The organism is Rahnella sp. CG8 (assembly GCF_023701875.1).
GTDB lineage: Bacteria > Pseudomonadota > Gammaproteobacteria > Enterobacterales > Enterobacteriaceae > Rahnella > Rahnella aceris.
Map to the genome: position 1 here is coordinate 79,189 of NZ_JABAED010000004.1, position 25,168 is coordinate 104,356.

Annotated in this window: 21 protein-coding genes; 7 read left to right on the forward strand and 14 right to left on the reverse strand. The window is 51.0% G+C overall.

Annotated elements, in window-relative coordinates; translation table 11 throughout:
* Positions 1-35: 35 nt before the first annotated feature.
* The 3 genes from dxs to xseB are packed head-to-tail and all read right to left on the reverse strand — an operon-like array spanning position 36 to position 3,094.
* On the reverse strand, positions 36-1,898 hold the full coding sequence (dxs, locus tag HGO41_RS05285; RefSeq protein ID WP_250980842.1) for a 1-deoxy-D-xylulose-5-phosphate synthase: 1,863 nt from the start codon (positions 1,896-1,898) through the stop codon (positions 36-38).
* Positions 1,899-1,916: 18 nt separating this feature from the next.
* Positions 1,917-2,846 (reverse strand): (2E,6E)-farnesyl diphosphate synthase, encoded by a 930-nt coding sequence (ispA, locus tag HGO41_RS05290; RefSeq protein WP_112151723.1) that lies wholly within the window; start codon positions 2,844-2,846, stop codon positions 1,917-1,919.
* A 5-nt stretch (positions 2,847-2,851) separates the two neighbouring features.
* A complete protein-coding gene (xseB, locus tag HGO41_RS05295) occupies positions 2,852-3,094 on the reverse strand; it encodes an exodeoxyribonuclease VII small subunit (RefSeq protein ID WP_013576657.1) in 243 nt (80 codons plus the stop codon).
* Positions 3,095-3,370: 276 nt separating this feature from the next.
* On the opposite strand from xseB, the gene thiI reads away from it, so the two are divergent.
* A complete protein-coding gene (gene thiI / locus HGO41_RS05300) occupies positions 3,371-4,819 on the forward strand; it encodes a tRNA uracil 4-sulfurtransferase ThiI (RefSeq protein ID WP_013576656.1) in 1,449 nt (482 codons plus the stop codon).
* Positions 4,820-4,885: 66 nt separating this feature from the next.
* On the opposite strand, the gene yajL is transcribed toward thiI, so the two are convergent.
* Together yajL and panE are read right to left on the reverse strand one after the other, a co-directional pair.
* Entirely contained in the window at positions 4,886-5,494 is a 609-nt protein-coding gene (gene yajL / locus HGO41_RS05305) for a protein deglycase YajL (RefSeq protein ID WP_013576655.1), read from the reverse strand.
* The gene (panE, locus tag HGO41_RS05310) at positions 5,457-6,368 is read right to left on the reverse strand and encodes a 2-dehydropantoate 2-reductase (RefSeq protein WP_112151721.1); all 912 of its coding nucleotides are present in this window, start codon (positions 6,366-6,368) and stop codon (positions 5,457-5,459) included. Before panE ends, yajL begins: the two co-directional genes overlap by 38 nt.
* A 240-nt stretch (positions 6,369-6,608) precedes the next feature.
* Between panE and HGO41_RS05315 the strand changes: the two genes are divergently transcribed.
* Positions 6,609-7,100, forward strand: coding sequence for a YajQ family cyclic di-GMP-binding protein (locus tag HGO41_RS05315; protein ID WP_013576652.1), 492 nt, complete (start codon positions 6,609-6,611; stop codon positions 7,098-7,100).
* A 58-nt stretch (positions 7,101-7,158) separates the two neighbouring features.
* Here the strand turns inward: HGO41_RS05315 and HGO41_RS05320 are convergent, their stop codons facing one another.
* From HGO41_RS05320 to HGO41_RS05360, 9 genes are all read right to left on the reverse strand, one after another.
* On the reverse strand, positions 7,159-8,457 hold the full coding sequence (locus HGO41_RS05320; RefSeq protein ID WP_015690310.1) for a Gfo/Idh/MocA family protein: 1,299 nt from the start codon (positions 8,455-8,457) through the stop codon (positions 7,159-7,161).
* A gap of 169 nt (positions 8,458-8,626) precedes the next feature.
* Entirely contained in the window at positions 8,627-9,991 is a 1,365-nt protein-coding gene (locus HGO41_RS05325) for an MFS transporter (protein ID WP_013576650.1), read from the reverse strand.
* Positions 9,992-10,163: 172 nt separating this feature from the next.
* On the reverse strand, positions 10,164-11,048 hold the full coding sequence (gene cyoE / locus HGO41_RS05330; protein ID WP_013576649.1) for a heme o synthase: 885 nt from the start codon (positions 11,046-11,048) through the stop codon (positions 10,164-10,166).
* Between the two features lie 18 nt (positions 11,049-11,066).
* Positions 11,067-11,399 (reverse strand): cytochrome o ubiquinol oxidase subunit IV, encoded by a 333-nt coding sequence (locus tag HGO41_RS05335; RefSeq protein WP_013576648.1) that lies wholly within the window; start codon positions 11,397-11,399, stop codon positions 11,067-11,069.
* The gene (locus tag HGO41_RS05340; RefSeq protein WP_013576647.1) at positions 11,399-12,013 is read right to left on the reverse strand and encodes a cytochrome o ubiquinol oxidase subunit III; all 615 of its coding nucleotides are present in this window, start codon (positions 12,011-12,013) and stop codon (positions 11,399-11,401) included. The genes HGO41_RS05335 and HGO41_RS05340 overlap by 1 nt, the downstream gene beginning before the upstream one ends.
* The gene (gene cyoB / locus HGO41_RS05345) at positions 12,003-13,994 is read right to left on the reverse strand and encodes a cytochrome o ubiquinol oxidase subunit I (protein ID WP_013576646.1); all 1,992 of its coding nucleotides are present in this window, start codon (positions 13,992-13,994) and stop codon (positions 12,003-12,005) included. The genes HGO41_RS05340 and cyoB overlap by 11 nt, the downstream gene beginning before the upstream one ends.
* Positions 13,995-13,997: 3 nt before the next feature.
* Positions 13,998-14,957, reverse strand: coding sequence for a cytochrome o ubiquinol oxidase subunit II (gene cyoA, locus HGO41_RS05350; protein WP_013576645.1), 960 nt, complete (start codon positions 14,955-14,957; stop codon positions 13,998-14,000).
* A gap of 433 nt (positions 14,958-15,390) precedes the next feature.
* Positions 15,391-16,869 (reverse strand): muropeptide MFS transporter AmpG, encoded by a 1,479-nt coding sequence (gene ampG / locus HGO41_RS05355; RefSeq protein ID WP_037036815.1) that lies wholly within the window; start codon positions 16,867-16,869, stop codon positions 15,391-15,393.
* A gap of 148 nt (positions 16,870-17,017) precedes the next feature.
* Positions 17,018-17,596, reverse strand: coding sequence for a lipoprotein (locus tag HGO41_RS05360; RefSeq protein ID WP_013576643.1), 579 nt, complete (start codon positions 17,594-17,596; stop codon positions 17,018-17,020).
* Positions 17,597-17,924: 328 nt separating this feature from the next.
* Between HGO41_RS05360 and bolA the strand changes: the two genes are divergently transcribed.
* The 5 genes from bolA (at position 17,925) to lon (ending at position 25,039) form a co-directional block, all read left to right on the forward strand.
* Positions 17,925-18,239 (forward strand): transcriptional regulator BolA, encoded by a 315-nt coding sequence (gene bolA, locus HGO41_RS05365; RefSeq protein WP_112151718.1) that lies wholly within the window; start codon positions 17,925-17,927, stop codon positions 18,237-18,239.
* Between the two features lie 432 nt (positions 18,240-18,671).
* Entirely contained in the window at positions 18,672-19,976 is a 1,305-nt protein-coding gene (gene tig / locus HGO41_RS05370; protein ID WP_013576641.1) for a trigger factor, read from the forward strand.
* Between the two features lie 413 nt (positions 19,977-20,389).
* Positions 20,390-21,013, forward strand: a complete 624-nt coding sequence (clpP, locus tag HGO41_RS05375) for an ATP-dependent Clp endopeptidase proteolytic subunit ClpP (protein WP_013576640.1) — start codon at positions 20,390-20,392, stop codon at positions 21,011-21,013.
* Between the two features lie 205 nt (positions 21,014-21,218).
* Entirely contained in the window at positions 21,219-22,493 is a 1,275-nt protein-coding gene (clpX, locus tag HGO41_RS05380; RefSeq protein ID WP_013576639.1) for an ATP-dependent protease ATP-binding subunit ClpX, read from the forward strand.
* A 191-nt stretch (positions 22,494-22,684) separates the two neighbouring features.
* Positions 22,685-25,039, forward strand: a complete 2,355-nt coding sequence (gene lon, locus HGO41_RS05385; RefSeq protein ID WP_013576638.1) for an endopeptidase La — start codon at positions 22,685-22,687, stop codon at positions 25,037-25,039.
* The last annotated feature ends 129 nt before the right edge of the window (positions 25,040-25,168 follow it).

A 25,168-nucleotide genomic window follows, 5' to 3' on the forward strand; every position in this document is an offset into this window, starting at 1 on the left:
AATCCCCTCTTTCAGGTAGAAAGAGGGGAGGGGAATCAGGCCAGCCAGTCGGTTATCTGACGGTCAATGCCTTCGGCATCCAGTCCTAAATCGTGACGAATTTCGTCCTGCGTGCCTTGTGGCACAAAACTGTCCGCCAGACCGATATTCAGCACCGGCACCAGAATACGTCTGGACATCAGCAGTTCATTCACGCCACTGCCCGCCCCCCCCATGATGGCGTTTTCTTCCAGTGTGACCAGCACTTCATGGCTTGACGCCAGTTCCTGAATCAGTGCTTCATCGAGTGGTTTCACAAAGCGCATATCCACGACGGTCGCGTTGCGTTTTTCCGCTGCAGCCAGCGCTTCAGGCAACAATGTACCGAAGTTAAGAATCGCAACTTTCTCGCCTTCACGACGCACGACGCCTTTACCGATTGGCAGTGAAGCCAGCGGTTTACTGGTGGCGCCGGTACCATTACCACGTGGATAACGCACGGCAACCGGCCCGCTGTTATGGTGATAACCGGTGTGCAGCATCTGACGACATTCGTTTTCGTCGCTCGGCGTCATGATGGTCATGTTTGGGATGCAGCGCAGGAAGGAGAGATCGAACGCGCCCTGATGTGTCTGACCATCCGCTCCGACGATACCACCGCGGTCGATAGCAAACAGTACCGGAAGATTCTGGATCGCCACATCGTGGATCACCTGATCATAGGCGCGTTGCAGAAACGTCGAGTAGATCGCCACAATCGGCTTGTATCCGCCAATCGCAAGGCCTGCCGCAAAGGTGACCGCATGCTGTTCGGCAATGGCCACGTCGAAATACTGCTGCGGGTATTCACGCGAGAAACGCACCATACCGGATCCTTCACGCATCGCTGGCGTGACAGCCATCAGCTTGCTGTCTTTAGCCGCGGTTTCGCACAACCAGTCGCCGAAAATCTTCGAATAGGTTGGCAGACCTTCTTTGCTTTTCGGCAACGTGCCGGAAGCCGGATCGAATTTAGGCACGGCATGGAAGCTGATCGGATCTTTTTCGGCTGGGGCGTAGCCTTTGCCTTTTTTCGTCATGATATGCAGTAGCTGCGGGCCTTTCAGGTCACGCATGTTTTTCAGCGTTTGCGCCAGCGCCACCACGTCGTGACCATCGACCGGCCCGATATAGTTAAAGCCCAGCTCTTCAAACAGCGTGCCCGGCACCATCATGCCTTTCAGATGTTCTTCGGTACGGCGCACCAGTTCTTTAATCGGTGGCAGGCCAGACAGGACTTTCTTGCCGCCTTCACGCAGACGCGAATACAGCTTGCCGGAGAGCAACTGTGCCAGATGATTATTCAGCGCGCCGACGTTTTCGGAAATCGACATCTCATTGTCGTTGAGGATAACCAGCATGTCAGGTTTGATGTCGCCTGCGTGGTTCATCGCTTCAAACGCCATACCTGCGGTGATCGCGCCATCGCCAATTACACAAACGGTACGACGACCTTTACCTTCACGTTCAGCAGCCACCGCCATGCCGAGGCCTGCGCTGATGGAGGTCGATGAGTGACCAACGGATAAGGTGTCGTATTCGCTTTCACCACGCCAGGGGAATGGGTGCAGACCGCCTTTCTGACGAATGGTGGAAATACGATCACGACGACCGGTCAGAATTTTGTGCGGATAGGCCTGATGGCCGACATCCCAGACAACGTGGTCGAACGGCGTGTTATAGACATAATGCATCGCCACGGTCAGTTCAACCGTCCCCAGACCGGACGCAAAATGTCCGCTGGACTGACTGACGCTGGCCAATAAATATTGGCGCAGCTCATCGCAGAGCTTAGGCAAGCTCTCTTTAGGAAGTGAACGGAGATCTTCAGGATTCTCCGCCAGCGCCAGTGTCGGGTATTTGGCTAATTCAAGGCTCATCAGTTGCTCATAGTAAGTTTAATTATCGCGTTCAATGATAAAGCTGGCTAACGCGAGAAGTGGCGCTGTGTTGTAAGAAAGTGCCGCCAACTGATCCAGTGCGGAAACGGCTTCCTGATACAGGTCCATGGCCTTAGCCTTTGCGCCGTCCAGCCCCAACAGGGCAGGATAGGTACTTTTTCCGAGTTGCTGGTCAGCGCCCTGGCGTTTGCCGAGCGTAGCGGTATCGCCAACCACGTCCAGGATATCGTCCTGAACCTGAAATGCTAAACCAATAGCCTGCGCGTAGTTATCCAGTATCGGTAAAACAGCACGTCCGGTTTCACCGGCAGCCAGCGCGCCCATGCGTACGGCGGCGCGGATCAGCGCACCGGTTTTATGGCGATGAATTTGTTCCAGTGCGTCGAGGCCAACCTGCTGACCTTCAGCGGCTAAATCCAGGGCCTGACCGCCACACATCCCGCTGGATCCGCTGGCGAGGGCCAGTTCGGAAATCATCGCCAGACGATCTTTTACCGCAACATCCGGCATTTCACTGTCAGCCAGAATCGAGAATGCCAGTGTTTGCAGAGCATCGCCCGCCAGAATCGCATTGGCTTCGCCAAATTTAATGTGACAGGTCGGCTGACCACGGCGCAAATCGTCGTCGTCCATGGCCGGTAAATCATCGTGTATCAGCGAATACGCATGGATGCATTCCACGGCAGCCGCAGGCGCATCGAGATTTTTCAGATCCAGACTGAACAACTGGCCGCTGGCGTAAACCAGATACGGACGCAGACGTTTACCGCCCAGCAACGCACCGTAACGCATGGCTTCAACCAGCGGTAAGTCGGCCAGCGGCAGTGCGCTGATATAGGCTGTTAATACCTCATCGACTCGCTGTTGCATTGCGCGCAGTTCATGCGTAAATCCGTCAGCGCTGGAAAGGGAGATCGCTTCAGACATGACAGTTACTCGGCTTCCGGGGTGAACGGGGTCAGCGGAGCGTCGTTGTCGCTGTCGAGCAGGATTTGAACGCGCTGTTCTGCCTGTTGCAGCTTTTGCTGCCCCTGACGCGCCAGCTGGACGCCTTGCTCAAATTCGTTGAGTGCGTCTTCTAAAGGCAACTCGCCTGATTCGAGGCGGGAAACGATCTGTTCCAGTTCGGCCAGAGCCGTTTCAAAATTGGCAGGTGGTGCAGATTTTTTTGGCATAATTCTCTTTTAATATCGTTGATCAGAATGGATGATCGAAGTACTGAGGCGGCAGAGTCAGCGCTCAGCCTCAAGAGACATTCCTGTCCAGCATGACATCTGCTGCAGGGTTTTGTGCACAGAGTACCCATTTTAAGTGATATACTCTGCGCCGCAGATATTATTGCTAAGCCCAATGTGACACAAAATGAACATTTGGCTTAGCAATAATAGGATCCTAGATCCTTATTCAGCGACTTACTACCCCGTTTTTTCACCTGCTAACAAAAGACTGCCATGAAGTTTATCATTAAATTGTTCCCTGAAATCACCATCAAGAGCCAATCTGTGCGTTTGCGCTTCATTAAGATCCTCTCGAGCAGCATTCGCAATATCGTGCGACCGCATGATGAGACGCTGGCGGTGGTCCGCCACTGGGATCATATCGAAGTTCGCAGCAAAGACGAAAGCAAACACGACCTGATTCAGGAATTGCTCTGCCGCATTCCAGGTATCCGTTATGTTGAAGAAGTTGAAGACCGTCCTTACACCGATGTCCACAACATCTTCGAGCAAGCGCTGGAAGCTTACCGTGATGAAGTGGCAGGCAAAACTTTCTGTGTGCGTGTTAAACGTCGTGGTAAACATGATTTTACGTCTACCGAGGTTGAACGCTATGTCGGCGGTGGCCTGAATCAGCACATTGAATCAGCGAAGGTCAGCCTGAAAGATCCGCAGGTCACGGTGAAACTGGAAATTAACGACGATAAGCTGGTGCTGGTGAAAAGCCGCCTCGAGGGTCAGGGCGGTTACCCGATTGGCACGCAGGAAGATGTGCTGTCACTGATTTCTGGTGGTTTCGACTCCGGTGTATCCAGTTATATGCTGATGCGTCGCGGCTGTCGTGTGCATTATTGCTTCTTTAATCTCGGCGGCGCAGCGCATGAAATCGGTGTGAAACAGGTGGCGCATTATCTGTGGAACCGTTTCGGCAGCTCGCACCGGGTGCGTTTTATCGCGGTTGATTTCGAACCGGTCGTCGGTGAAATCCTCGAAAAAGTTGAAGACGGTCAGATGGGCGTTGTCCTGAAACGTATGATGGTGCGTGCGGCGTCTTCCATTGCTGAGCGCTATGGCGTGCAGGCACTGGTCACCGGTGAAGCGCTGGGGCAGGTTTCCAGCCAGACGCTGACCAATTTGCGTTTAATCGACAATGTTTCTGACACGCTTATTTTGCGTCCGCTGATTTCTCACGATAAAGAGCACATCATCAAGATTGCCCGTGAAATCGGTACGGAAGATTTTGCGAAAACCATGCCGGAATACTGCGGTGTGATTTCGAAAAGCCCGACGGTGAAAGCGGTGAAAGCAAAAATCGAAGCCGAAGAAGCGATGTTCGATTTTGACGTGCTGGATAAAGTGGTCAGCGAAGCGCGCAATGTCGATATTCGCGAAATTGCTACACAGGCGGCGGAAGTGGTACCGGAAGTGGAAACTGTGGCTGAGTTCGTGTCAACAGACGTCGTTCTGGATGTCCGGGCACCGGATGAAGTGGAAGCCCAGCCGCTGGCACTGGAAAACGTTGAAGTGAAGCCGCTGGCGTTCTACAAACTGGCCACTCAGTTTGGCGATCTGGATCAGAACAAAACCTATCTGTTGTATTGCGACCGTGGCGTGATGAGTCGTTTACAGGCGTTGTATCTGAAAGAACAGGGCTTTAACAACGTGAAAGTCTATCGTCCGTAAACGATATTCCGGATGTAAAAAAGGGGTTCAGCATCGCTGAGCCCCTTTTTACTGGCGGTAATCGGATCACGACTCCCGGGCACCTTCATCAGTATAGTTATAAATCCCCGGAGCCAGAACCAGTTGCGCGGCAATTTCCGCTGCTTTGGCTTTGCCCAGCAACAGATCGATAATTTTCAGGGCAAATTCCATTGACGTGCCCGGCCCCTGACTGGTCAGAAGATTAACGCGCGGATCGAAAATCACCCGACGATCGGACCATTTATTCGGGTCAATCTTATCCTTTAAGCCCGGAAAACCGGTCATATTCCCGACCGGGAATAAATCGTGATACTCCAGCACCAGCGCCGGTGCGGCGCAGATAGCCGCAACAATTTTACCGCTGACATGCATCTGGCGCACTTTCTCTACCAGCAGCGGGCTTTCGCTGAAACAGGTTGCGCCACCGAGGCCACCGGGCAGAACGATCACGTCATGCTCATCATCTGCAACATCTACCAGTGCGACATCGGCCAGAATACGCACGCCGCGCGAGCAGCGGATTTCCAGGTTGCCATCGCCTGCGACACTGGCTGTGGTGACGTTAATGCCCGCCCGCACCAGCAAGTCAATTGCGGTAACGGCTTCTATTTCTTCGCTACCAGGTGCCAGGCAGACCAGAACTGACGCGCTCATAATCGTTTTCCTTTCTCTTAATCTGTTCAAACAGGCGGGTATTCACCGGCAACATCAGGCCAAACTTACGCCCGCGGCGCAGGACATAGCCGGTAATGTAATCGATTTCGGTATGACGTTGATTGCGGATATCCTGCAGCATCGACGAATGGTTAGCGGAGGTGGATTCAATCACCTGATAGACGAAGCTGAGCAAAGATTCTCTGTGAATTTCGACGCCTTCAATCGCCATCACCTGCGCGACCTCCTGACTGATTTGCTCAATCTGATCGGCATACGCCAGCAGGTCGCCGTTGGTGCAATCATACAAAGCTGTCAGCGGATTAATCACGCAGTTCACCGCCAGCTTATTCCACAGTGACGGCTTGATGTTGTCATGCCAGGCCACGTCCGGTAAGGCATTATGCAGCGTATCCGCCAGTGAACTCAGCGCCGCACCGCGCGGAGTCACCGGACCGATGTGCGTCGCTCCGGCAGCCACATGGACAATTGCGTTGCCTTCATGACGCGCCGCATGGGTCGTTGCGCCCTGCAAAATCGCCAGACGGTTAGGGGGTAATTCATCAACAGTGCCCATGCCATTATGCAGCAGTAATATCGCGCAATTATCATTAAGCATCGGCATCAGCGTGCTTATTGCGCCGGAAACCTGCCACGCTTTCAACGTGACCAGCAGTAATTCGCTTTGTGCCAGATGTTCCGGGTCGTTAGTAGGCATATTGCGATTAAAAGCAATGCCTTCCGGCGAAATAACGTTAACGGCACAAAATGGCTGCGCAATGCGGATCCAGCCCTGAACGTCGTGGCCTTGCTGATAGAGGGCCGAAAGCCAAAGTTGTCCCAGCGCACCGCAACCCAATACTGTTATTTTCATTGTGCCTCCCGGGAATTGTGGCGAAACAGGGCCATGAAATAGTTTGTTGAAAGAATATTCTGCTGTCCGGTTATCTTATTAGTATAGACATTTGTGCTGTAGATCACATTTTCACCTGCACTTTTTGACCCTCTGAGCATTTTATGTCCGGTACTTTGCTGTCGTTTGGCATCGGGGGTTGAAGGCGGTATTATGCACGCCATATAACGTGCAACACAAAAACTACAGGGAGAAGCGATTATGCCGTCTTTTGACATTGTTTCCGAAATCGACATGCAGGAAGTGCGCAATGCCGTGGAAAATGCCAGCCGTGAACTGCAAACCCGCTGGGATTTCCGCAACATTCCTGCCAGCTTCGATCTCAATGAAAAAAACGAGAGTATCAAAGTGGCCAGCGAATCAGATTTTCAGGTAAATCAGCTGGTCGATATTCTGCGTGAGAAGTTAGCCAAACGTGGCATTGAAGGCGGGGCGCTGGAAATTCCTGAGCAGATGGAGCACAGCGGTAAAACCTACAGCGTTGATGCCAAACTGCATTCCGGCATTGAATCCGCCCTGGCGAAGAAAATCGTCAAGCTGATCAAAGACAGTAAAATTAAAGTGCAGGCACAGGTTCAGGGCGACGAAGTCCGTGTTACCGGCAAAGCGCGTGATGATTTGCAGGCCGTAATGGCATTGATCCGCAACGGTGATCTGGGGCAGCCGTTCCAGTTTAAGAATTTCCGCGACTGATAGCCTTCGTACTACGGTTATTTTAAAGGGACGCATTGCGTCCCCTTTTTTATGGCGATTACTTCCGCTGGCGCAGCCTTTTCACCAGTTCGAAGTCTTTAAAGTAAATCGGTTTGTCGTACTGCATCGAGAGATTTCCGGCAATTCCTGTCAGGATCGACATCGCGCCAGCGCGGTGATCGGCGGCGCGTTTTAACGGGTCGTCTTTGCGCTCGCCGAACAGGTCTTCCAGCATGGCATTATCACCGCCGCCATGGCCGCCTTCTCCCATCTGGAACTCCGCCTTCCAGGGTTCGGCAAATAACGGATAAACAGTAATTTCTGCTTTCTCAATGCTGCCTTCGTTCTCGCGTTTTCCGCCTGCGTTGACGTACGACATCTCGACGCTTTTCATTTCAATGCGGCCTTTGGTGCCGTTGAACACCACGTTCAAACCCTCCCACGGCAGATACGCATTGAGCGAATAGGTTAGCTGTACTTTGTTTTGATATTTCACCAGCACCGACAACGTATCTTCAATGCTGATGCCGTCACTGAAGACACTCTGGTCACGGAAATAGTTATCTTCATGTTCCGCATCCAGATACAGCGCTTTGAGCTGGGCGTTATCGCCCATATGCAGTGCAAACGGATCATTCTGTGCCTGCGGATAGCCATGTGTACGCGGATAAAACTCTGTCACGCCACGCTTTTCTGCATTCTCTTTACCGTAAAAACGCAGGTCGCCCTGCGCATAAACTTTCTCCGGCGTGCTGTTGAGCCAGAAGTTCATCAGGTCAAAATGGTGGGTCGATTTGTGCACCAGCAGGCCGCCGGAATTGCGTTTTTCACGGTGCCAGCGACGAAAATAATCAGCCCCGTGTTCGGTATTCAGCAGCCATTCAAAGTGCACCGAAAGTACTTCACCGATGGTTTCCTGCATCAGCAGTTCACGCATTTTGCTGTGATGCGGCGCGTAGCGGTAATTGAACGCCACACGCACCTGATAGCCAGTTGCATCGACGGCATCCAGAATGCGCAGCGCGCGTTGTTCATCAATGGTCATCGGCTTTTCAGTAATGACGTCACAACCGGCATGCAGGGCGCGGACGATATAATCGTCATGTGTGCGATCCATGCTGGTGACAATCACGATATCCGGTTTGGTTTCGTCGAGCATCGTATTGAAATCAGCAGATTTCCAGGTAGATACCCGTGCGATGCCGCTCTGCTCAAGCTGGCGGTTCGCATAATCCATTCGCGTCTGATTTGTATCACAGAAGGCCACAAATTTTGCGTTGTGGCGGTATTTACCGGTGATCGCTTCAATGTATAAACCTGAGCGTCCGCCGGTGCCAACGAGAGCATATGTTTTCATGAGATCCTCAAAAGGCCCGAGAGCCGTCATCACTGACAAAATTTTGTTAAGGAATTCTTGAGGATAACGATTGAGGGAATTTTTTAAGTGAAGGGTGTCACGCAGTGGGGATAAAAATGAAACGCTGTGCCAGTTTCCAGACACAGCTGATTACTTATGTCAGAAGGCGTCAGGCAGCGCTGACCAGTTGTTCGAGCGCTTTACGGTTGGTCTGTTTGGTGTCGACTTTTACGTAGGCGCTGAATTCTTCCGGAACGACAACGGCTTCGGCCACGCCCGGTTGTGCGAGGATCCGTGCCTGCAGGGCGGAATCTTTCACCGCCAGTTCAGACAGCGTAATACGCAGGCTGCTGACATACGGGGGTTCGGTCATGGTAGAACTGACCAGCAACCAGACGACGGCAATGGCCGCACAAACCAGGAATACGGCACCGGCCCCGACGTGTCCGTAAACATAACCGCCTAAGCTGCCGCCAATCGCCACGCCGATGAACTGGCTGGTGGAATAAAGCCCCATCGCCGTGCCTTTGTAGCCCGCGGGTGATTCTTTACTGATAAGCGAAGGCAGAATCGCTTCCATCACGTTGAAAGCCAGGAAGAACAGTTGGATACCGGCGATGACCGCCCATAAATGTAGCCCCGCTGCCCACAGTACGATTTCAGCCAGCAGCAACACAACCACGCAACCCATGAACACCTGTTTCATGTGGCGCTTTTTCTCAGCGTAGACAATCACCGGAATGACAGCGACGAAAGACGTCAGCATGGTGATCAGATACACCCGCCAGTGTTCACTCGGCGGGAAGCCCGCATGTTCCATCACTTGCGGCAACACCACGAAGCTCGACATCAGTAACACGTGAAGACACAGAATGCCGAAGTTCAGTTTCAGCAGTTTGGCGTTGCCCATCACTTTGCCGAAGCTGCCTTTTACCATGCTTGATTCGCGATTAAGAATGTGCGTAGCAGGGGAGGGCACCACGGCCACGGTAATGATGATGCCGAGAACGGTCAGTACTGCGATCGCCCAGAACAGGGCGTGTAAACCCCAGGCGTGGGTGATGATCGGGCCGAGCACCATCGCAATAGCAAAGGTAATACCGAAACTGATGCCGATAAACGCCATCGCTTTGGTGCGGTTTTGCTCACGGGTCAGGTCAGACAGCAGGGCCATCACGGCGGCAGCAATCGCGCCAGAGCCTTGCAGGGCACGACCAATGATCACGCCCCAGATAGATTCGGTGGAAGCAGCCACAATGCTGCCGATGCAGAAGATGACCAGACCAAAGACGATCAGTGGCTTGCGGCCAACGCGGTCAGAAAGCAGTCCGAATGGGATCTGGAAAACAGCCTGTGCCAGGCCGTAAATGCCGATGGCGATGCCGATCAGTGTTTCGCTGGCGCCGGATAATTTCATGCCGTAGGTGGTCAGCACCGGCAGAACCATGAACATGCCGAGCATGCGCAAAGAAAATACTGTCCCTAGTCCCCATGTAGCCCGACTTTCCTGCGGGGTCATCTGGTTATCGTTCACATTACTACCTCAAAATAACAATCCGACATTTTAATGATTAAGCCGGCCTGGGTAAAACGATGGATCTTTAGCAGATATTACGATGTTTGCCTGTCAGACTGAGAAAAAGAAAAGGCCAGTATTGCTACTGGCCTTTAGCTGTGATTTCAGCGGGTTACACTGAAGGTGCGTGTTACCAAACGTAGGTCAGCAAGGATGTCGGTGCAGAATTAAAATCCACGGACATCATGAAGCTCAGCGACATGATGGTGATGATGGAGAAACCAAACAGTTTTCTCGCCCACACCACGTCATTTTCCGTTTTATACCCCTTCAGTGCCATGCCCAGCCACCAGATACTGACAGCGGCGGCGACAATCAGGTATTTATAACCTGCATAACCGCTCAGGGTCAGCATCAGCGTCGCAATCATAAACGCCAGAATGTAGACGATAATATGATGCTTGGCGACGGAGATGCCTTTCACTACTGGCAGAACCGGGATACCTGCTGCCTGATAATCTTTGAAGCGGAAGATGGCAATCGCGTACGAATGCGGCATCTGCCACAGGCTGAAAATCAGAAGCAGGATCAGGGCACCGGTATCAAACTGGCCAGAAACGGCACAGTAACCGATAACCGGTGGCGCTGCGCCAGACAAGCTGCCGATCAACGTGCCGTATACCGAGTTGCGTTTCATGTACAGGCTGTAAACGCCGACATAAACCACAAAGCCCATCACTGCCAGCCACATGGCCAGCGGATTTGCTCCGATATACAACAACGCAAAGCCCGCAATACCCAGAATGGTCGCGTAAACCAGGCTTGTTTTCGGCGGAATAAGCCCTTTCACCAGGACCCGGTTCTTCGTTCTTTCCATGATCCGGTCGATGTCGCGGTCGATAAAGTTGTTAAAGACACAACCCGATGCGACAACCAGCGAAACACCCACCAGTGTGGCGAGAAAGAGTGGGAAGTCGATGCTGCCTTTGGCAGCAAGGAGAAATCCCCCGATGACAGAAATTAAGTTGCCGAAAATAATTCCTGGTTTCGTTACTTGCAGGTATTGCTTAATCATCACGTGCAGCTCGGCTCTTTAACTGACCATCATATTGAGGTTGAGGTTATACATAATCCACAATGAGCCCACAACGACGATAAAGATAATCACAGCGGTGAACAGAAGTGCCACCAGGTTCCAGCGCTCTTCCGACGACGTATTCATGTGCAGGAAGAACACCAGATGGACAACGATCTGGATGATCGCGGAAGCAACCACAGTACCCAGAATCAGTGAATGTGACGCCGTGTCGGTCATGACCATGGCAAACGGGATCACCGTCAGGATAACCGACAAGATGAAGCCAATAGCGTATGACTTCAGGCTGCCGTGGCTTGCGCCACCATGGGAAGTAGCAGAATGACTCATTACATTGCTCCCATCAGATAAACAACGGTAAACACGCAGATCCACACCACGTCCAGGAAGTGCCAGAACAGGCTCAGACACATCAGACGGGTTTTGTTGACTTCAGTCAGACCGCGACGTGAAACCTGAACCATCATGGTCAGGATCCAAATCAGACCACAGGTCACGTGCAGACCGTGGGTGGCGACCAGCGCAAAGAAGCCAGACAGGAAACCACTGCGCTGCGGACCATAGCCTTCAGCAATCAGGTGATGGAATTCATAGAGTTCCATCCCGATGAAGCCTAAACCGAACAGGAAAGTCAGGAACAACCAGCCGTTAACCGCTGCTTTGTTACCTTTGTTCATGCCCAGCATCGCAAAGCCGTAAGTGATACTACTGAACAACAGGCAGAAGGTTTCTACCAGTACGAACGGCAGTTCAAAAATGTCTTTACCAGAGGGACCGCCAGCGGTCCCGTTTACCAGTACTGCATAAGTTGCGAACAGGCTCGCAAACAATATGCAGTCACTCATCAGGTAGATCCAGAAGCCGAAGACTTTGGTTGCACCTGCATCGTGGTGCCCATGCTCAGCATGGGCCTCATCGTGGTGAGTCAGAGTATCAGTTGCCATGTTTCACACCTGCTTTACGGATTTGTTCATAATGTTGGTTTTCAATACGTTCCACTTCTTCAACTGGCACGTAGTAATCAACATCTTCGTCGAAGCTTTTCGCAATCCAGGTCGCAGCCAGTGCAATGAAGCTCACCGCTGCCAGCCACCAGATATCCCAGATTAACGCGAAACCACAAACCAGACTCAGCATAGCGATGATGAAACCGGCGCCGCTGTTACGTGGCATATGAATCGGTTCATATTTAGCAGGCTGCTTGTAAGCGGTGCCTTTCTCTTTCATGTCCCAGAACTCATCACGGTCGTGAATTTGCGGCACGATAGCGAAGTTGTAGAACGGAGGAGGAGAAGAGGTTGACCACTCCAGAGTACGTGCGCCCCATGGGTCACCGGTCAGATCACGGTTCTGGTCGCGGTCGCGAACGGAAACAAAGATCATGATCAGCTGGCAGAGGATACCGCAGGCAATCAGTGCAGCACCGCATGCCGCAACAACCAGCAGCGGGTGGAACTCAGGATCGATGTTCTGGCTGACACGACGGGTCATGCCCATGAAGCCGAGGACGTACAGTGGCATGAACGCAACGAAGAAGCCGATGATCCAGAACCAGAATGAACGCACACCCCATTTTTCGTTCAGCGTGAAGCCGAAGGATTTAGGGAACCAGTAAGTCAGACCTGCGAAGCAACCGAAGACCACACCACCGATAATAACGTTATGGAAGTGGGCAATCAGGAACAGGCTGTTGTGCAGCACGAAGTCAGCACCCGGAACCGCCAGCAGAACACCGGTCATACCACCCACAGAGAAGGTGATGATGAAGCCAACAGTCCACAGCATCGCTGCGTTGAGCGTGATACGGCCCTGATACATGGTGAACAGCCAGTTGAAGATTTTTACCCCGGTCGGGATAGAAATGATCATCGTCATGATGCCGAAGAAGGCATTGACGTTGGCGCCAGAACCCATGGTGAAGAAGTGGTGCAACCAAACGATGAACGACAACACCGTGATGGCGATGGTTGCCCATACCAGCGAGGTGTAACCGAACAGACGTTTTTTGGAGAAGGTTGCGGTAACTTCTGAGAACACACCGAATACTGGCAGAACCAAAATGTACACTTCCGGATGGCCCCAGGCCCAAATCAGGTTGATGTACATCATCATGTTGCCGCCCATATCATTCGTGAAGAAATGGGTGCCCAGATAACGGTCTAAAGTCAGCAGTGCAACAGTCACGGTCAGAATCGGGAAGGACACGATAATCAACACGTTGGTGCACAGTGCGGCCCAGGTAAATACCGGCATTTTCATCAGCGGCATACCGGGTGCGCGCATCTTCAGGATGGTCGCAAAGAAGTTAACACCGGTCAGCAAGGTCCCGACACCGGATATCTGGAGACTCCAGATCCAGTAATCTACCCCGACCCCCGGACTGTATTCCTTACCTGACAGTGGCGGATAAGCTAACCAGCCGGTCTGTGCGAACTCACCCACACCCAAAGAGATGTTGATCAGCACAACAGCCGCGGCGGTAAACCAGAAGCTCACGTTGTTCAGGAACGGGAACGCAACGTCGCGCGCACCGATTTGCAAAGGAACAACCACGTTCATCAGACCGATTACGAAAGGCATCGCCATGAAGAAGATCATGATCACGCCGTGCGCGGTAAAGATTTGGTCGTAGTGATGAGGAGGAAGGAAGCCCGGCTCGCCCGCAGAGGCAAGCACCTGCTGGCTACGCATCATGATGGCATCGGCAAAGCCACGCAGAAGCATGACGAAGGCCAGAATGATATACATGATACCTAATTTTTTGTGGTCGACGGAGGTCAGCCACTCGGTCCACAGATATTTCCACTTACCGAAATAGGTGATGCCGGCAACTACTGCCAGGCCACCGATAATAATCGCGGCAACTGTGACCATGATAATCGGTTCATGATACGGAACCGAATCAAGCGTTAATTTTCCGAACATCGTTTATTCCTCGGCTCCGGCTGCGTGAGACTGTCCACCCATATCCATGCCTTTCATGTCAGCGCCTGCCGGCATTGGCATGGTGTGACCTTCTGGCGCTGCCTTCATGTCATGCATGGAGTATTTGCCAATGATTTCTTTAAACAAACCAGGTTTTGCAACAGAGAAGTATTCGACCGGGTTGTCGATGCTCTGTGCAGCCAGTTTGTTGAAGTCATCAGTGGTAGCCAGCTGGTTCGGTGCACTTTTCACTTTTGCTACCCAGGTGTCGAAATCGGCACGGGTTGGAGTCGCAATTGTGTTGAACTTCATACCTGAGAAGCCGCGGCCGCTGAAGCTTGCTGAAATGCCTTTATACGTACCCGCTTCATTTGCAATCAAATGCAGCTGAGTTTGCATACCGGCCATCGCATAAATCTGCCCGCCTAACTGAGGAATGAAGAACGAGTTCATCACAGAGTCTGAAGTGACTTTGAACTGAACAGGCACATCTTTAGGAATAACCAGTTCGTTAACGGTCGCGATGCCTTGTTCTGGATAAATGAACAACCATTTCCAGTCCAGAGAAACGACTTCAACCGTCATCGGTTTTTGGTCAGTCACGATTGGCTTGAACGGATCAAGCGAGTGGGTGGTTTTCCAGGTAATCGTTGCCAGGATGGCAATGATAATAATTGGAACTGTCCAGACGACGGCTTCAATTTTGTTGGAGTGGGACCAATCAGGACTGTATTTTGCTTTTGTATTGGAAGCGCGATACTTCCAGGCAAAGGCAAACGCCATGATAATAACTGGTATAACAACGATCAGCATTAAACCGATAGCGGTTAAAATCAGCGTTCTCTGCTCAAGTCCAATTGCTCCCTTGGGATCCATCAATGCCGTATTGCAACCGCTCAACATTACCGCGGAGGCAAATAAGGACAACATCCCAATACTTTTATTGTATTTCTTAAGTCTCATCTAACGACCTCAATAACTAGGGCTCTATTGTCGCTTCAGGTGTGCGGGCATTTTACGGGAAGGTTGCAGGACTGTAAACACGCTTAAACAAGTGTCAAAGCGCTGTTGACACTTTATGTTAACGCAGTCACACATGTCACGGATCGTGACAATTTACAGTGGGCAACAATATGTTGCGTATGGATTTTTTTCTATAGTGATGAAAAACAAGGGGTGACAGATTTTGACATTATAATTGTCGTGCGATATCTCATCGATACGTTTAATTAATGTTAAATTAATGTATAAAGCAGGTGAAATAAAATGCATGAAAAGCCCGAAAGAAAAACTATCCCGGAAAATATTATTTTTTCTGAATTTAATTTATTGCGTCCTATTTATAGATCATTTGTTAAATGAAACGCGCCATTCATTTCGAATGAATGGCGGTAAATCAGGAACGTGCAGTACGGCGCAGAGATAAAAAATCGAGCAGACTGCCTAAAATAACGCCAGTCAGGCAAATAACTGCTCCCGTTTCTAACAAGGTTGTCGCCAGCCTTTGCCAGGATGCCCAGCCCATACTGTCGACAATCAGCGTGATCAGCCAGAGTATCAATAACAAGCTTCCCGTCAGCATGCAACGTAATGCCCAGCGATATGGGGCGGCAAAGTGAATGCGCGGCAGGAAACTGTCTGTATTTTGGGTGTATTCGAGGGTCTGCCGGCAAACTGCCAGCAGCAGTAAACCGGGCACCGCTGCTACAATCGAGAAAAGATAAAACCACGGCCAGCCATAAGCTTCAACGAACCATCCGGCAATCGGCCCGACATACACGCGGCCCACGGCAGACAATGCTGAAAGCAGCGCAAACTGGGTGGCAGAGAATGAGCGATTACACAGCGTCATCAGGAGTGCCACGAACGCTGCCGTCCCCATACCGCCACACAGGTTTTCAAAGAAAATCGCCGCGCCCATAGTGGTTAAATCTTTATCGGTGATGGCGAGGATCCAGTAACCGGCATTAGAAACAGCCTGCAAAATCCCGAATAACATCAGGGCGCGGAACAAGCTCAGACGCTGCATTAACATTCCGCCAAACAATGCACCGATGATGGTTGCCATTAGCCCGAGCGTTTTATTTACCAGCCCGACCTCCCCCGCATCAAAACCGACGCCACGGATCAAAAATGTTGTACTCAGGCTTCCTGCAAACGCATCGCCCATCTTGTACATCACGATGAGCAGCAAAATCAGCCAGGCATTGTTGCGGCCAAAAAAGTCTTTCAGCGGTGCGACGACGGCCATCTCCATGGTACGCGGAGCTGGTTGGGTGTTTTCAGGCTCCGGCGACAACAGGGTGGCGAGAACGCCGATGAGCATCATACCTGCCATCAGCCAGTACATATGCTGCCAGCCGAGATACCGATCAGCCAGCCATAATGCCAGTCCGCCGGAGACCAGCATTGCCAGGCGGTAACCCAGAACTGACACGGCGGCACCATTTCCGCGTTCTTCCGGTGGCAGTAAATCGGTTTTATACGCGTCGAAAACGATGTCCTGCGACGCCGAGGCGAATGCAATCAGTACGGCCAGCGCGGCGAGCCAGAATAAATCTTTTGAAGGGTCCATAAAACCCATCGCGAAAATCGCCACGACCAGCAACAACTGCGTCAGGATCAGCCATCCGCGTCTGCGCCCGAGAAAAGAAGGCGTGTAACGGTCCATCATCGGTGACCATAAGAACTTGAACACGTAGGCCTGACCTACCAGCGAAAAAATACCGATGGTTTTCAGGTCAACATTTTCGACCGTCATCCACGCCTGCAACGTGCCGGACGTCAGCGCCAGGGGTAAACCGGAAGCGAAGCCCAGAAGCAGTAAAATGACCGTATTGCGTTGCGTGAAAATTTTAAAGTACTGACTGATCATGAAAATTGTGTTCCTGCGAACCGTTGAGAGAGTGGCGCATACGCATAATAAAGGAAGGGATGCATTTCAGGAAAGATAATCACTGGCCTTAAAAAGCATTCTGCCCGGACGAGCCGGGCAGAATTCATCACGCAAACTTCAGCTGAACTTAACGGGCATTCGCTTTGATGAAGTCACTGATGCTGGTGTCTGACGCCATGTCACTGATGACATCGCCCAGTGTGGTGTTCACTGCGTTGGTAATTTTTGCGTTAGTCGCAGACAGTGCGCCCTGAACGTTATATGTCGAGCGGTAGTTTTTCACCTGCTTGCTGCCGTTCTTCGCCGTCGCGATGATGGAGATGTCGGCTTTAGTGGTGATGTTATAACGCAGGTTACCTTCCTGAACATCTGCATACAGGTTGTTCACTACAATTTGCAAATCAACCGCGCCGTCAGCCCCGACCATGTAACCTCTGGCGGTCATTTGTTTCTCCAGTGATTCCTGCAACAGGAAACGCAGATCGCGTGACGGTGTCAGGGAAATCAACTGCCCATCGCGGTTCACTTTTGCCAGTGCCTGATCCTGACGCTGGTCAGCACCGTTGATGCTGATAGTGATGCCCTGAAGCGTTGGATCTTGTGAAGGCAGAACAATTTTCGGTGAAACGTCCAGGGTGTTAGTGCTGGTGGCGCAACCGGCCAGCATGAACAGTGCCAGAACAGGGAAAATAATTTTCTTTAGCATGTGTATTTTCTCAATATTAATAAGGGAATAGTGCTCAAAAATTTGCCGACATCATAACATTGCCATTTGCCGGGGGAAGTCCCAACAATCCGGAAAAGCGTGTTTTTCGCGTTTTTTTTCAGCAAAGTCGCAGTAAAGCTGCGGGCTGCTGACGCCATCCGTAGCGAAGCGGCAGTTTCTTTGACAGACTGAGCGCCATTTTTATCAATCTGCAGCAGAAATTTATTGTTCTGGCGTGCGTAGAATCTGGAAAGCCGCCTATCATTATAAAGAGATAGGTGTACCAGACAGGCGCAGTTCTCTGCTGATGCGGTGTAAGGAGATTGCTATGATTCGTGAGCAAATAGAAGCAAAATTAGTTGAAGCATTTGAACCTGCGTTTCTGGAAGTGACTGACGAAAGCTATCGTCATAATGTCCCGGCAGGCTCCGAGAGCCATTTTAAAGTGGTCATGGTGTCGGATAAGTTTATCGGGGAGCGTTTCCTGGCGCGTCATCGTGCCATCTATGGGAAATTAACGGAGGAGCTGGCAGGCAGCGTGCATGCGCTGGCTTTGCACACGTATACCCTGAAAGAATGGGAAGGCTTACAGGATACGGTGCCAGCTTCACCGCCGTGTCGCGGCGCGGGCACCATGGCCTGACAGTCGCGATCTGATTCACAAAAGGCATAAATATCGGCATTTGACGCGGTAACACTGGAACTTTCCTTGCCAGATGCGGTATTAGTAGATGCGAATTTCAAGAAACGGCCTGCGGGCCGTTTTTGTTTTTCTTCTGACGGACTGACGGCACGAGGTTTATGCCTCTGAATGACCGCATTTTTCGAAGGATCGAGTCCCGTGTGAGTTTCCCTCCCGCGCAACAGAGACCGTCCTCGACTCAATGCGTATGCGCCGCTATAATGTCGCGTCTAATTTTTCCGGAATGGTTTCGGACGCTCTCGAATACAGGGCTACGTTCTGATACAGAACTGTCCCGGTTCTTAGAAGTCGTTTTCAAGGTAAGTTTGCGCTCATCTTGAGAACGACTTCTGGAGTTGACCGAGCACTGTGATTTTTTTTTGAGGTAACAAGATGCAAGTTTCTGTTGAAACCACTCAAGGCCTTGGGCGCCGCGTAACGATTACTGTTCCTGCTGAAAGCATTGAAAAAGCAGTGAGCAGTGAACTGATCAACGTCTCTAAAAAAGTACGTATTGACGGCTTCCGTAAAGGCAAAGTACCAAGCCACATCATTGAACAGCGTTACGGCGCGTCAGTACGTCAGGACGTACTGGGTGATCTGATGCAACGCAATTTCGTTGATGCGATCATCAAAGAAAAAATCAATCCAGCTGGCGCACCTAACTACATCCCGGGTGAGTACAAGCAGGGTGAAGACTTTAACTTCTCCGTAGAATTTGAAGTGTACCCGGAAGTTGAGCTGAAAGATCTGGAAAACATCGAGGTTGAAAAACCGGTTGTTGAAGTTAACGACGCTGATGTTGATACCATGCTGGAAACTCTGCGTAAGCAACAAGCGGACTGGAAAGAAACTGATGCTGCGGCCACTGCTGAAGACCGCGTGACTGTAGATTTCTCCGGTTCCATCGACGGTGAAGAATTCGAAGGCGGCAAAGCTTCTGATTTCGTACTGGCTATGGGCCAGGGCCGCATGATCCCAGGCTTCGAAGACGGTCTGGTGGGTCACAAAGCCGGTGAAGAATTCACCATCGACGTGAACTTCCCGGAAGATTACCATGCTGAAAACCTGAAAGGTAAAGCGGCTAAGTTCGCGATTACTTTGAAGAAAGTAGAAGAGCGTGAGTTGCCAGAACTGACCCCTGAATTCATCAAACGTTTCGGCGTGGCTGATGGTTCTGTTGAAGGTCTGCGTGCTGAAGTGCGTAAAAACATGGAACGCGAGCTGAAAGGTGCTGTTCGTAACCGCATCAAAACTCAGGCAATCGACGGTCTGGTCAGCGCTAACGAAATCGACGTGCCATCTGCACTGATCGACGGCGAAGTGGATGTTCTGCGTCGTCAGGCTGCACAACGTTTTGGCGGCAACGAAAAACAAGCGCTGGAACTGCCACGCGAATTGTTTGAAGAGCAAGCTAAACGTCGCGTCGTTGTTGGTTTGTTGCTGGGCGAGGTCATCAGCCAGCACGAACTGAAAGCTGATGAAGATCGCGTTAAAGCACTGATCGAAGAAATGGCTTCTGCGTACGAAGATCCACAGGAAGTTGTTGAGTTCTACAGCAAAAACAAAGAGCTGATGAACAACATGCGTAACGTCGCACTGGAAGAACAAGCGGTCGAAACTCTGTTGTCTAAAGCGAAAGTGACTGAAAAAGCCACTACCTTTACTGAACTGATGAACCAGACTCAACCTGCATAATTGTAATGCACGTTGCTGAACCTGTTTACAGGTTTGCTTCCAAAGCCCGCGGTTTTTACTGCGGGCTTTTTATTTCCTGAAAATCAGGTATTTTTGTTTTGGCTGTTGTTTTTGCACTATATTTATCAATATAAAGCACAGCCCACGTAGAAACTGTTGACTGACACCCTCAGGATGGCTTTTTACTGGCTCAGGGGGCACGCCAAAAAAGAAATATCACTGCAGGCTTGAAAAAGGGGGCAATTCCCCCAATTGATAAGAGCTAACCCAGGTAAATTTGTAGTTAAAATCTGACTGATAAACACCGTCAGGCGTGTAAATGGCGACTTGGCCGCTTGAGCATAGTCATGTGTGCCTATCTCAAGTAGAATCGATTTTAAATAGCGCCAAACAGAATCTATTAGGAGACGGTTATGTCATACAGTGGTGAAAGAGAGCAATTTGCACCAAACATGGCGTTGGTACCCATGGTGGTTGAGCAAACTTCACGGGGCGAGCGTTCATACGATATTTTCTCCCGTCTGCTTAAGGAACGTATCATCTTCCTGACCGGTCAGGTTGAAGACCATATGGCTAACCTGATTGTTGCCCAGATGCTGTTCCTGGAAGCAGAAAGTCCGGAAAAAGACATTTATTTGTATATCAACTCACCGGGCGGCGTGATCACTGCCGGTATGTCGATTTATGACACCATGCAGTTCATCAAACCGGATGTCAGCACGATTTGTATGGGACAAGCCTGTTCAATGGGCGCATTCCTGTTAACAGCCGGTGCCGAAGGCAAACGCTTCTGCCTGCCAAATTCCCGTGTGATGATCCACCAGCCACTGGGCGGTTTCCAGGGCCAGGCGACGGATATTGAGATCCACGCTAAAGAAATTCTGAAAGTGAAATCTCGTATGAATGAGCTGATGGCGAAACATACGGGCAAATCTCTTGAAGAAATAGAGCGTGACACTGAGCGTGACCGTTTCCTGTCCGCTGATGAGGCTGTACAGTACGGGTTAGTAGACTCCGTATTTACCCATCGCGCCTGACGGCTTATTTCTGCCGGGCTGATGGTCTATAGTTATACTCATACGGACGTCTCAAAGGCAGGGCTTGAGTTACTGAAGTCCTGCAAGCAATGAGTCATAACAGGAATGAACAGACATCAGCCAATCATGCGGCTGTTGTGTAATATAGTCGTGTCGTGGTGTTATTGTTACGCTGCGGGACTGATACCAGAGAAGAGGTTTACTGATGACAGATAAGCGCAAAGACGGTTCAGGAAAGCTGCTGTACTGCTCTTTTTGCGGCAAAAGCCAGCATGAAGTTCGTAAGCTGATTGCCGGGCCGTCAGTGTATATCTGCGATGAATGTGTCGATTTATGTAATGACATTATTCGCGAAGAGATCAAAGAAGTCGCGCCACACCGTGAACGCAGTGCATTACCGACGCCGCATGAAATCCGTCAGCACCTTGACGATTATGTTATCGGCCAGGAACCTGCAAAAAAAGTGCTGGCAGTGGCGGTCTACAACCACTATAAGCGCCTGCGTAATGGCGATACCAGCAACGGTATCGAATTAGGCAAGAGTAACATCCTGCTGATCGGGCCGACCGGTAGCGGCAAAACGCTGCTGGCTGAAACCCTGGCGCGTTTCCTGGATGTGCCATTTACCATGGCCGATGCTACCACGCTGACCGAAGCCGGTTATGTGGGTGAGGACGTCGAAAATATCATTCAGAAACTGCTGCAGAAATGTGACTACGACGTACAGAAAGCGCAACGCGGCATTGTTTACATTGATGAAATTGACAAGATTTCCCGCAAGTCTGACAACCCATCGATCACGCGTGATGTGTCCGGTGAAGGTGTACAGCAGGCACTGCTGAAACTTATTGAAGGCACCGTGGCTGCTGTTCCACCGCAAGGCGGACGTAAGCATCCGCAGCAGGAATTCTTGCAGGTTGATACTTCGAAAATCCTGTTTATCTGTGGCGGTGCTTTTGCCGGCCTGGATAAAGTGATTGGACAGCGTATCAATACGAATACCGGTATCGGTTTCGGCGCTGAAGTGAAAGGCAAAGAGCAGAAAGCGACTGAAGGTCAGTTACTGGCTCAGGCTGAACCCGAAGATTTGATTAAATTTGGTCTGATCCCAGAGTTCATAGGTCGTCTGCCAGTGGTGGCGACTCTGAGTGAGCTCAATGAAGAAGCCCTGATTCAAATCCTGAAAGAGCCGAAAAATGCCCTGACTAAGCAATATCAGGCATTGTTTAATCTCGAAGGCGTTGAACTGGAATTCCGGGATGAAGCGCTGACGGCCATTGCCAAAAAAGCCATGATCCGTAAAACCGGTGCGCGTGGCCTGCGTTCCATTGTGGAAGCGGCATTGCTGGATACCATGTATGATCTGCCGTCTCTCGAAGATGTCGAGAAAGTGGTTATTGATGAATCCGTGATTGCGGGTCAGTCAGAGCCTCTGATGATTTATGGCAAGCCGGAAGCACAACAAGCATCTGGCGAATAATTAGCCAATCTATCCAGAGAGTTAGCCACGAAATGGGGGATTTTGTCCCCCATTTTTTTTTCGCACATTCTTATCGTTGAATGTCGGACATTCATCCCCATATACTCAGTTAACGACTTGCTGAAACCCGTCTGACTCGTGTTTCACGAGATTTCCTTAACCTGGCGGAAGCTAAACTAAGAGAGAGCTCTATGAACCCTGAGCGTTCTGAACGCATAGAAATCCCCGTATTGCCTCTGCGCGATGTGGTGGTTTATCCGCACATGGTGATCCCGTTGTTTGTTGGCAGGGAAAAATCGATTCGATGCCTCGAAGCTGCGATGGATCACGACAAAAAAATCATGCTGGTGGCGCAGAAAGAAGCCTCAACAGATGAGCCGGGCGTTAATGATCTCTTCTCCGTGGGTACGGTTGCCTCAATATTACAAATGCTGAAGCTCCCGGATGGCACGGTAAAAGTGCTGGTGGAAGGGTTACAACGCGCGCGTATTACGACACTTTCTGACAGTGGCGAGCATTTTGCTGCCCAGGCGGAGTACCTGGAATCTCCGGCCGTGGATGAACGCGAGCAGGAAGTTCTGGTGCGTACTGCAATTAATCAGTTTGAAGGCTACATCAAGCTGAACAAAAAGATCCCGCCGGAAGTGCTGACTTCGCTGAACAGCATTGAAGATGCTGCACGTCTGGCTGACACCATCGCGGCACATATGCCACTGAAACTCGCTGACAAACAATCTGTACTGGAAATGTTTGATATCACCGAGCGTCTGGAATATTTGATGGCGATGATGGAATCGGAAATTGACCTGTTGCAGGTTGAGAAACGCATTCGCAATCGTGTCAAAAAACAGATGGAGAAAAGTCAGCGCGAGTACTATCTGAATGAGCAAATGAAAGCGATTCAGAAAGAACTAGGCGAAATGGATGACACGCCTGACGAGCACGAGGCGCTGAAACGCAAAATCGAAGCGGCCAAAATGCCGAAAGATGCGCGTGAAAAAACCGAAGCTGAGCTGCAAAAACTGAAAATGATGTCGCCGATGTCCGCCGAAGCTACGGTTGTCCGTGGATATATCGACTGGATGCTTCAGGTGCCATGGAATGCCCGCAGCAAAGTGAAAAAAGACCTGATCAAAGCACAGGAAGTTCTGGATACTGACCATTATGGTCTGGAGCGTGTCAAAGACCGCATTCTGGAATACCTCGCCGTGCAGAGTCGCGTCAGCAAAATCAAAGGCCCAATCCTGTGTCTGGTCGGGCCTCCGGGTGTGGGTAAAACCTCACTGGGTCAGTCAATCGCACGCGCGACTGGCCGTCAGTATGTTCGTATGGCGTTGGGTGGCGTACGTGATGAAGCGGAAATCCGTGGTCACCGTCGTACCTATATCGGTTCCATGCCGGGCAAACTGATCCAGAAAATGGCGAAAGTGGGGGTTAAAAACCCGCTGTTCCTGCTTGATGAAATCGACAAGATGTCATCGGATATGCGTGGCGATCCGGCTTCTGCCTTGCTGGAAGTATTGGATCCGGAACAGAACGTGGCGTTCAACGATCACTATCTGGAAGTCGATTACGACCTGTCAGATGTGATGTTTGTGGCGACCTCGAACTCGATGAACATCCCGGCTCCGCTGCTGGACCGTATGGAAGTGATCCGTCTTTCCGGTTATACCGAAGACGAAAAACTGAACATCGCCAAACAGCACCTGTTGCCGAAACAGCTTGAACGTAATGCGCTTAAGAAGAACGAACTGACTGTGGATGACAGCGCAATAACTGGCATCATCCGTTTCTATACCCGTGAAGCGGGTGTACGTAGTCTGGAACGTGAGTTGTCGAAACTGTGCCGTAAAGCGGTTAAGCAATTGCTGATGGATAAAGACATCAAGCACATTGAAATTAACGGCGACAACCTGAAAGATTTCCTCGGCGTGCAGAAGGTCGATTATGGCCGTGCTGATACCGAAAACCGGGTGGGCCAGGTTACTGGTCTGGCGTGGACCGAAGTGGGCGGTGAATTGCTGACCATCGAAACGGCCTGCGTACCGGGCAAAGGTAAGCTGACTTACACCGGTTCTCTCGGTGAAGTCATGCAGGAATCCATTCAGGCTGCACTGACGGTTGTCCGTTCACGCGCAGACAAACTGGGTATCAACCCTGACTTCTACGAAAAACGTGATATTCACGTTCACGTACCCGAAGGGGCAACGCCGAAAGATGGCCCGAGTGCCGGTATTGCCATGTGTACCGCGCTGGTGTCTTGTCTGACGGGTAACCCGGTTCGTGCGGATGTTGCGATGACCGGTGAGATCACACTGCGTGGTCTGGTTCTGCCAATCGGTGGTCTGAAAGAAAAGCTGCTGGCGGCCCATCGTGGTGGCATCAAAGTGGTTCTGATCCCGGACGACAACAAACGTGATCTGGAAGAAATTCCGGCGAACGTGCTGGCAGATCTTGAGATCCATCCGGTAAAACGCATTGATGATGTTCTCAACATCGCACTGCAAAATCCGGCTTACGGTGCATTGCCGGTGGCAGCAAAATAGTGACCTCAGCTTACACAGTTGAATAAAACTCAGGCTGGCAGGTGAAATCTCACTTGCCAGCTTTTTTTTGTGCCGTTAACTTAGTGAACGGTCAAAGGGTTTCAGGCTGCTTTCAGTCGCTTGCATCAC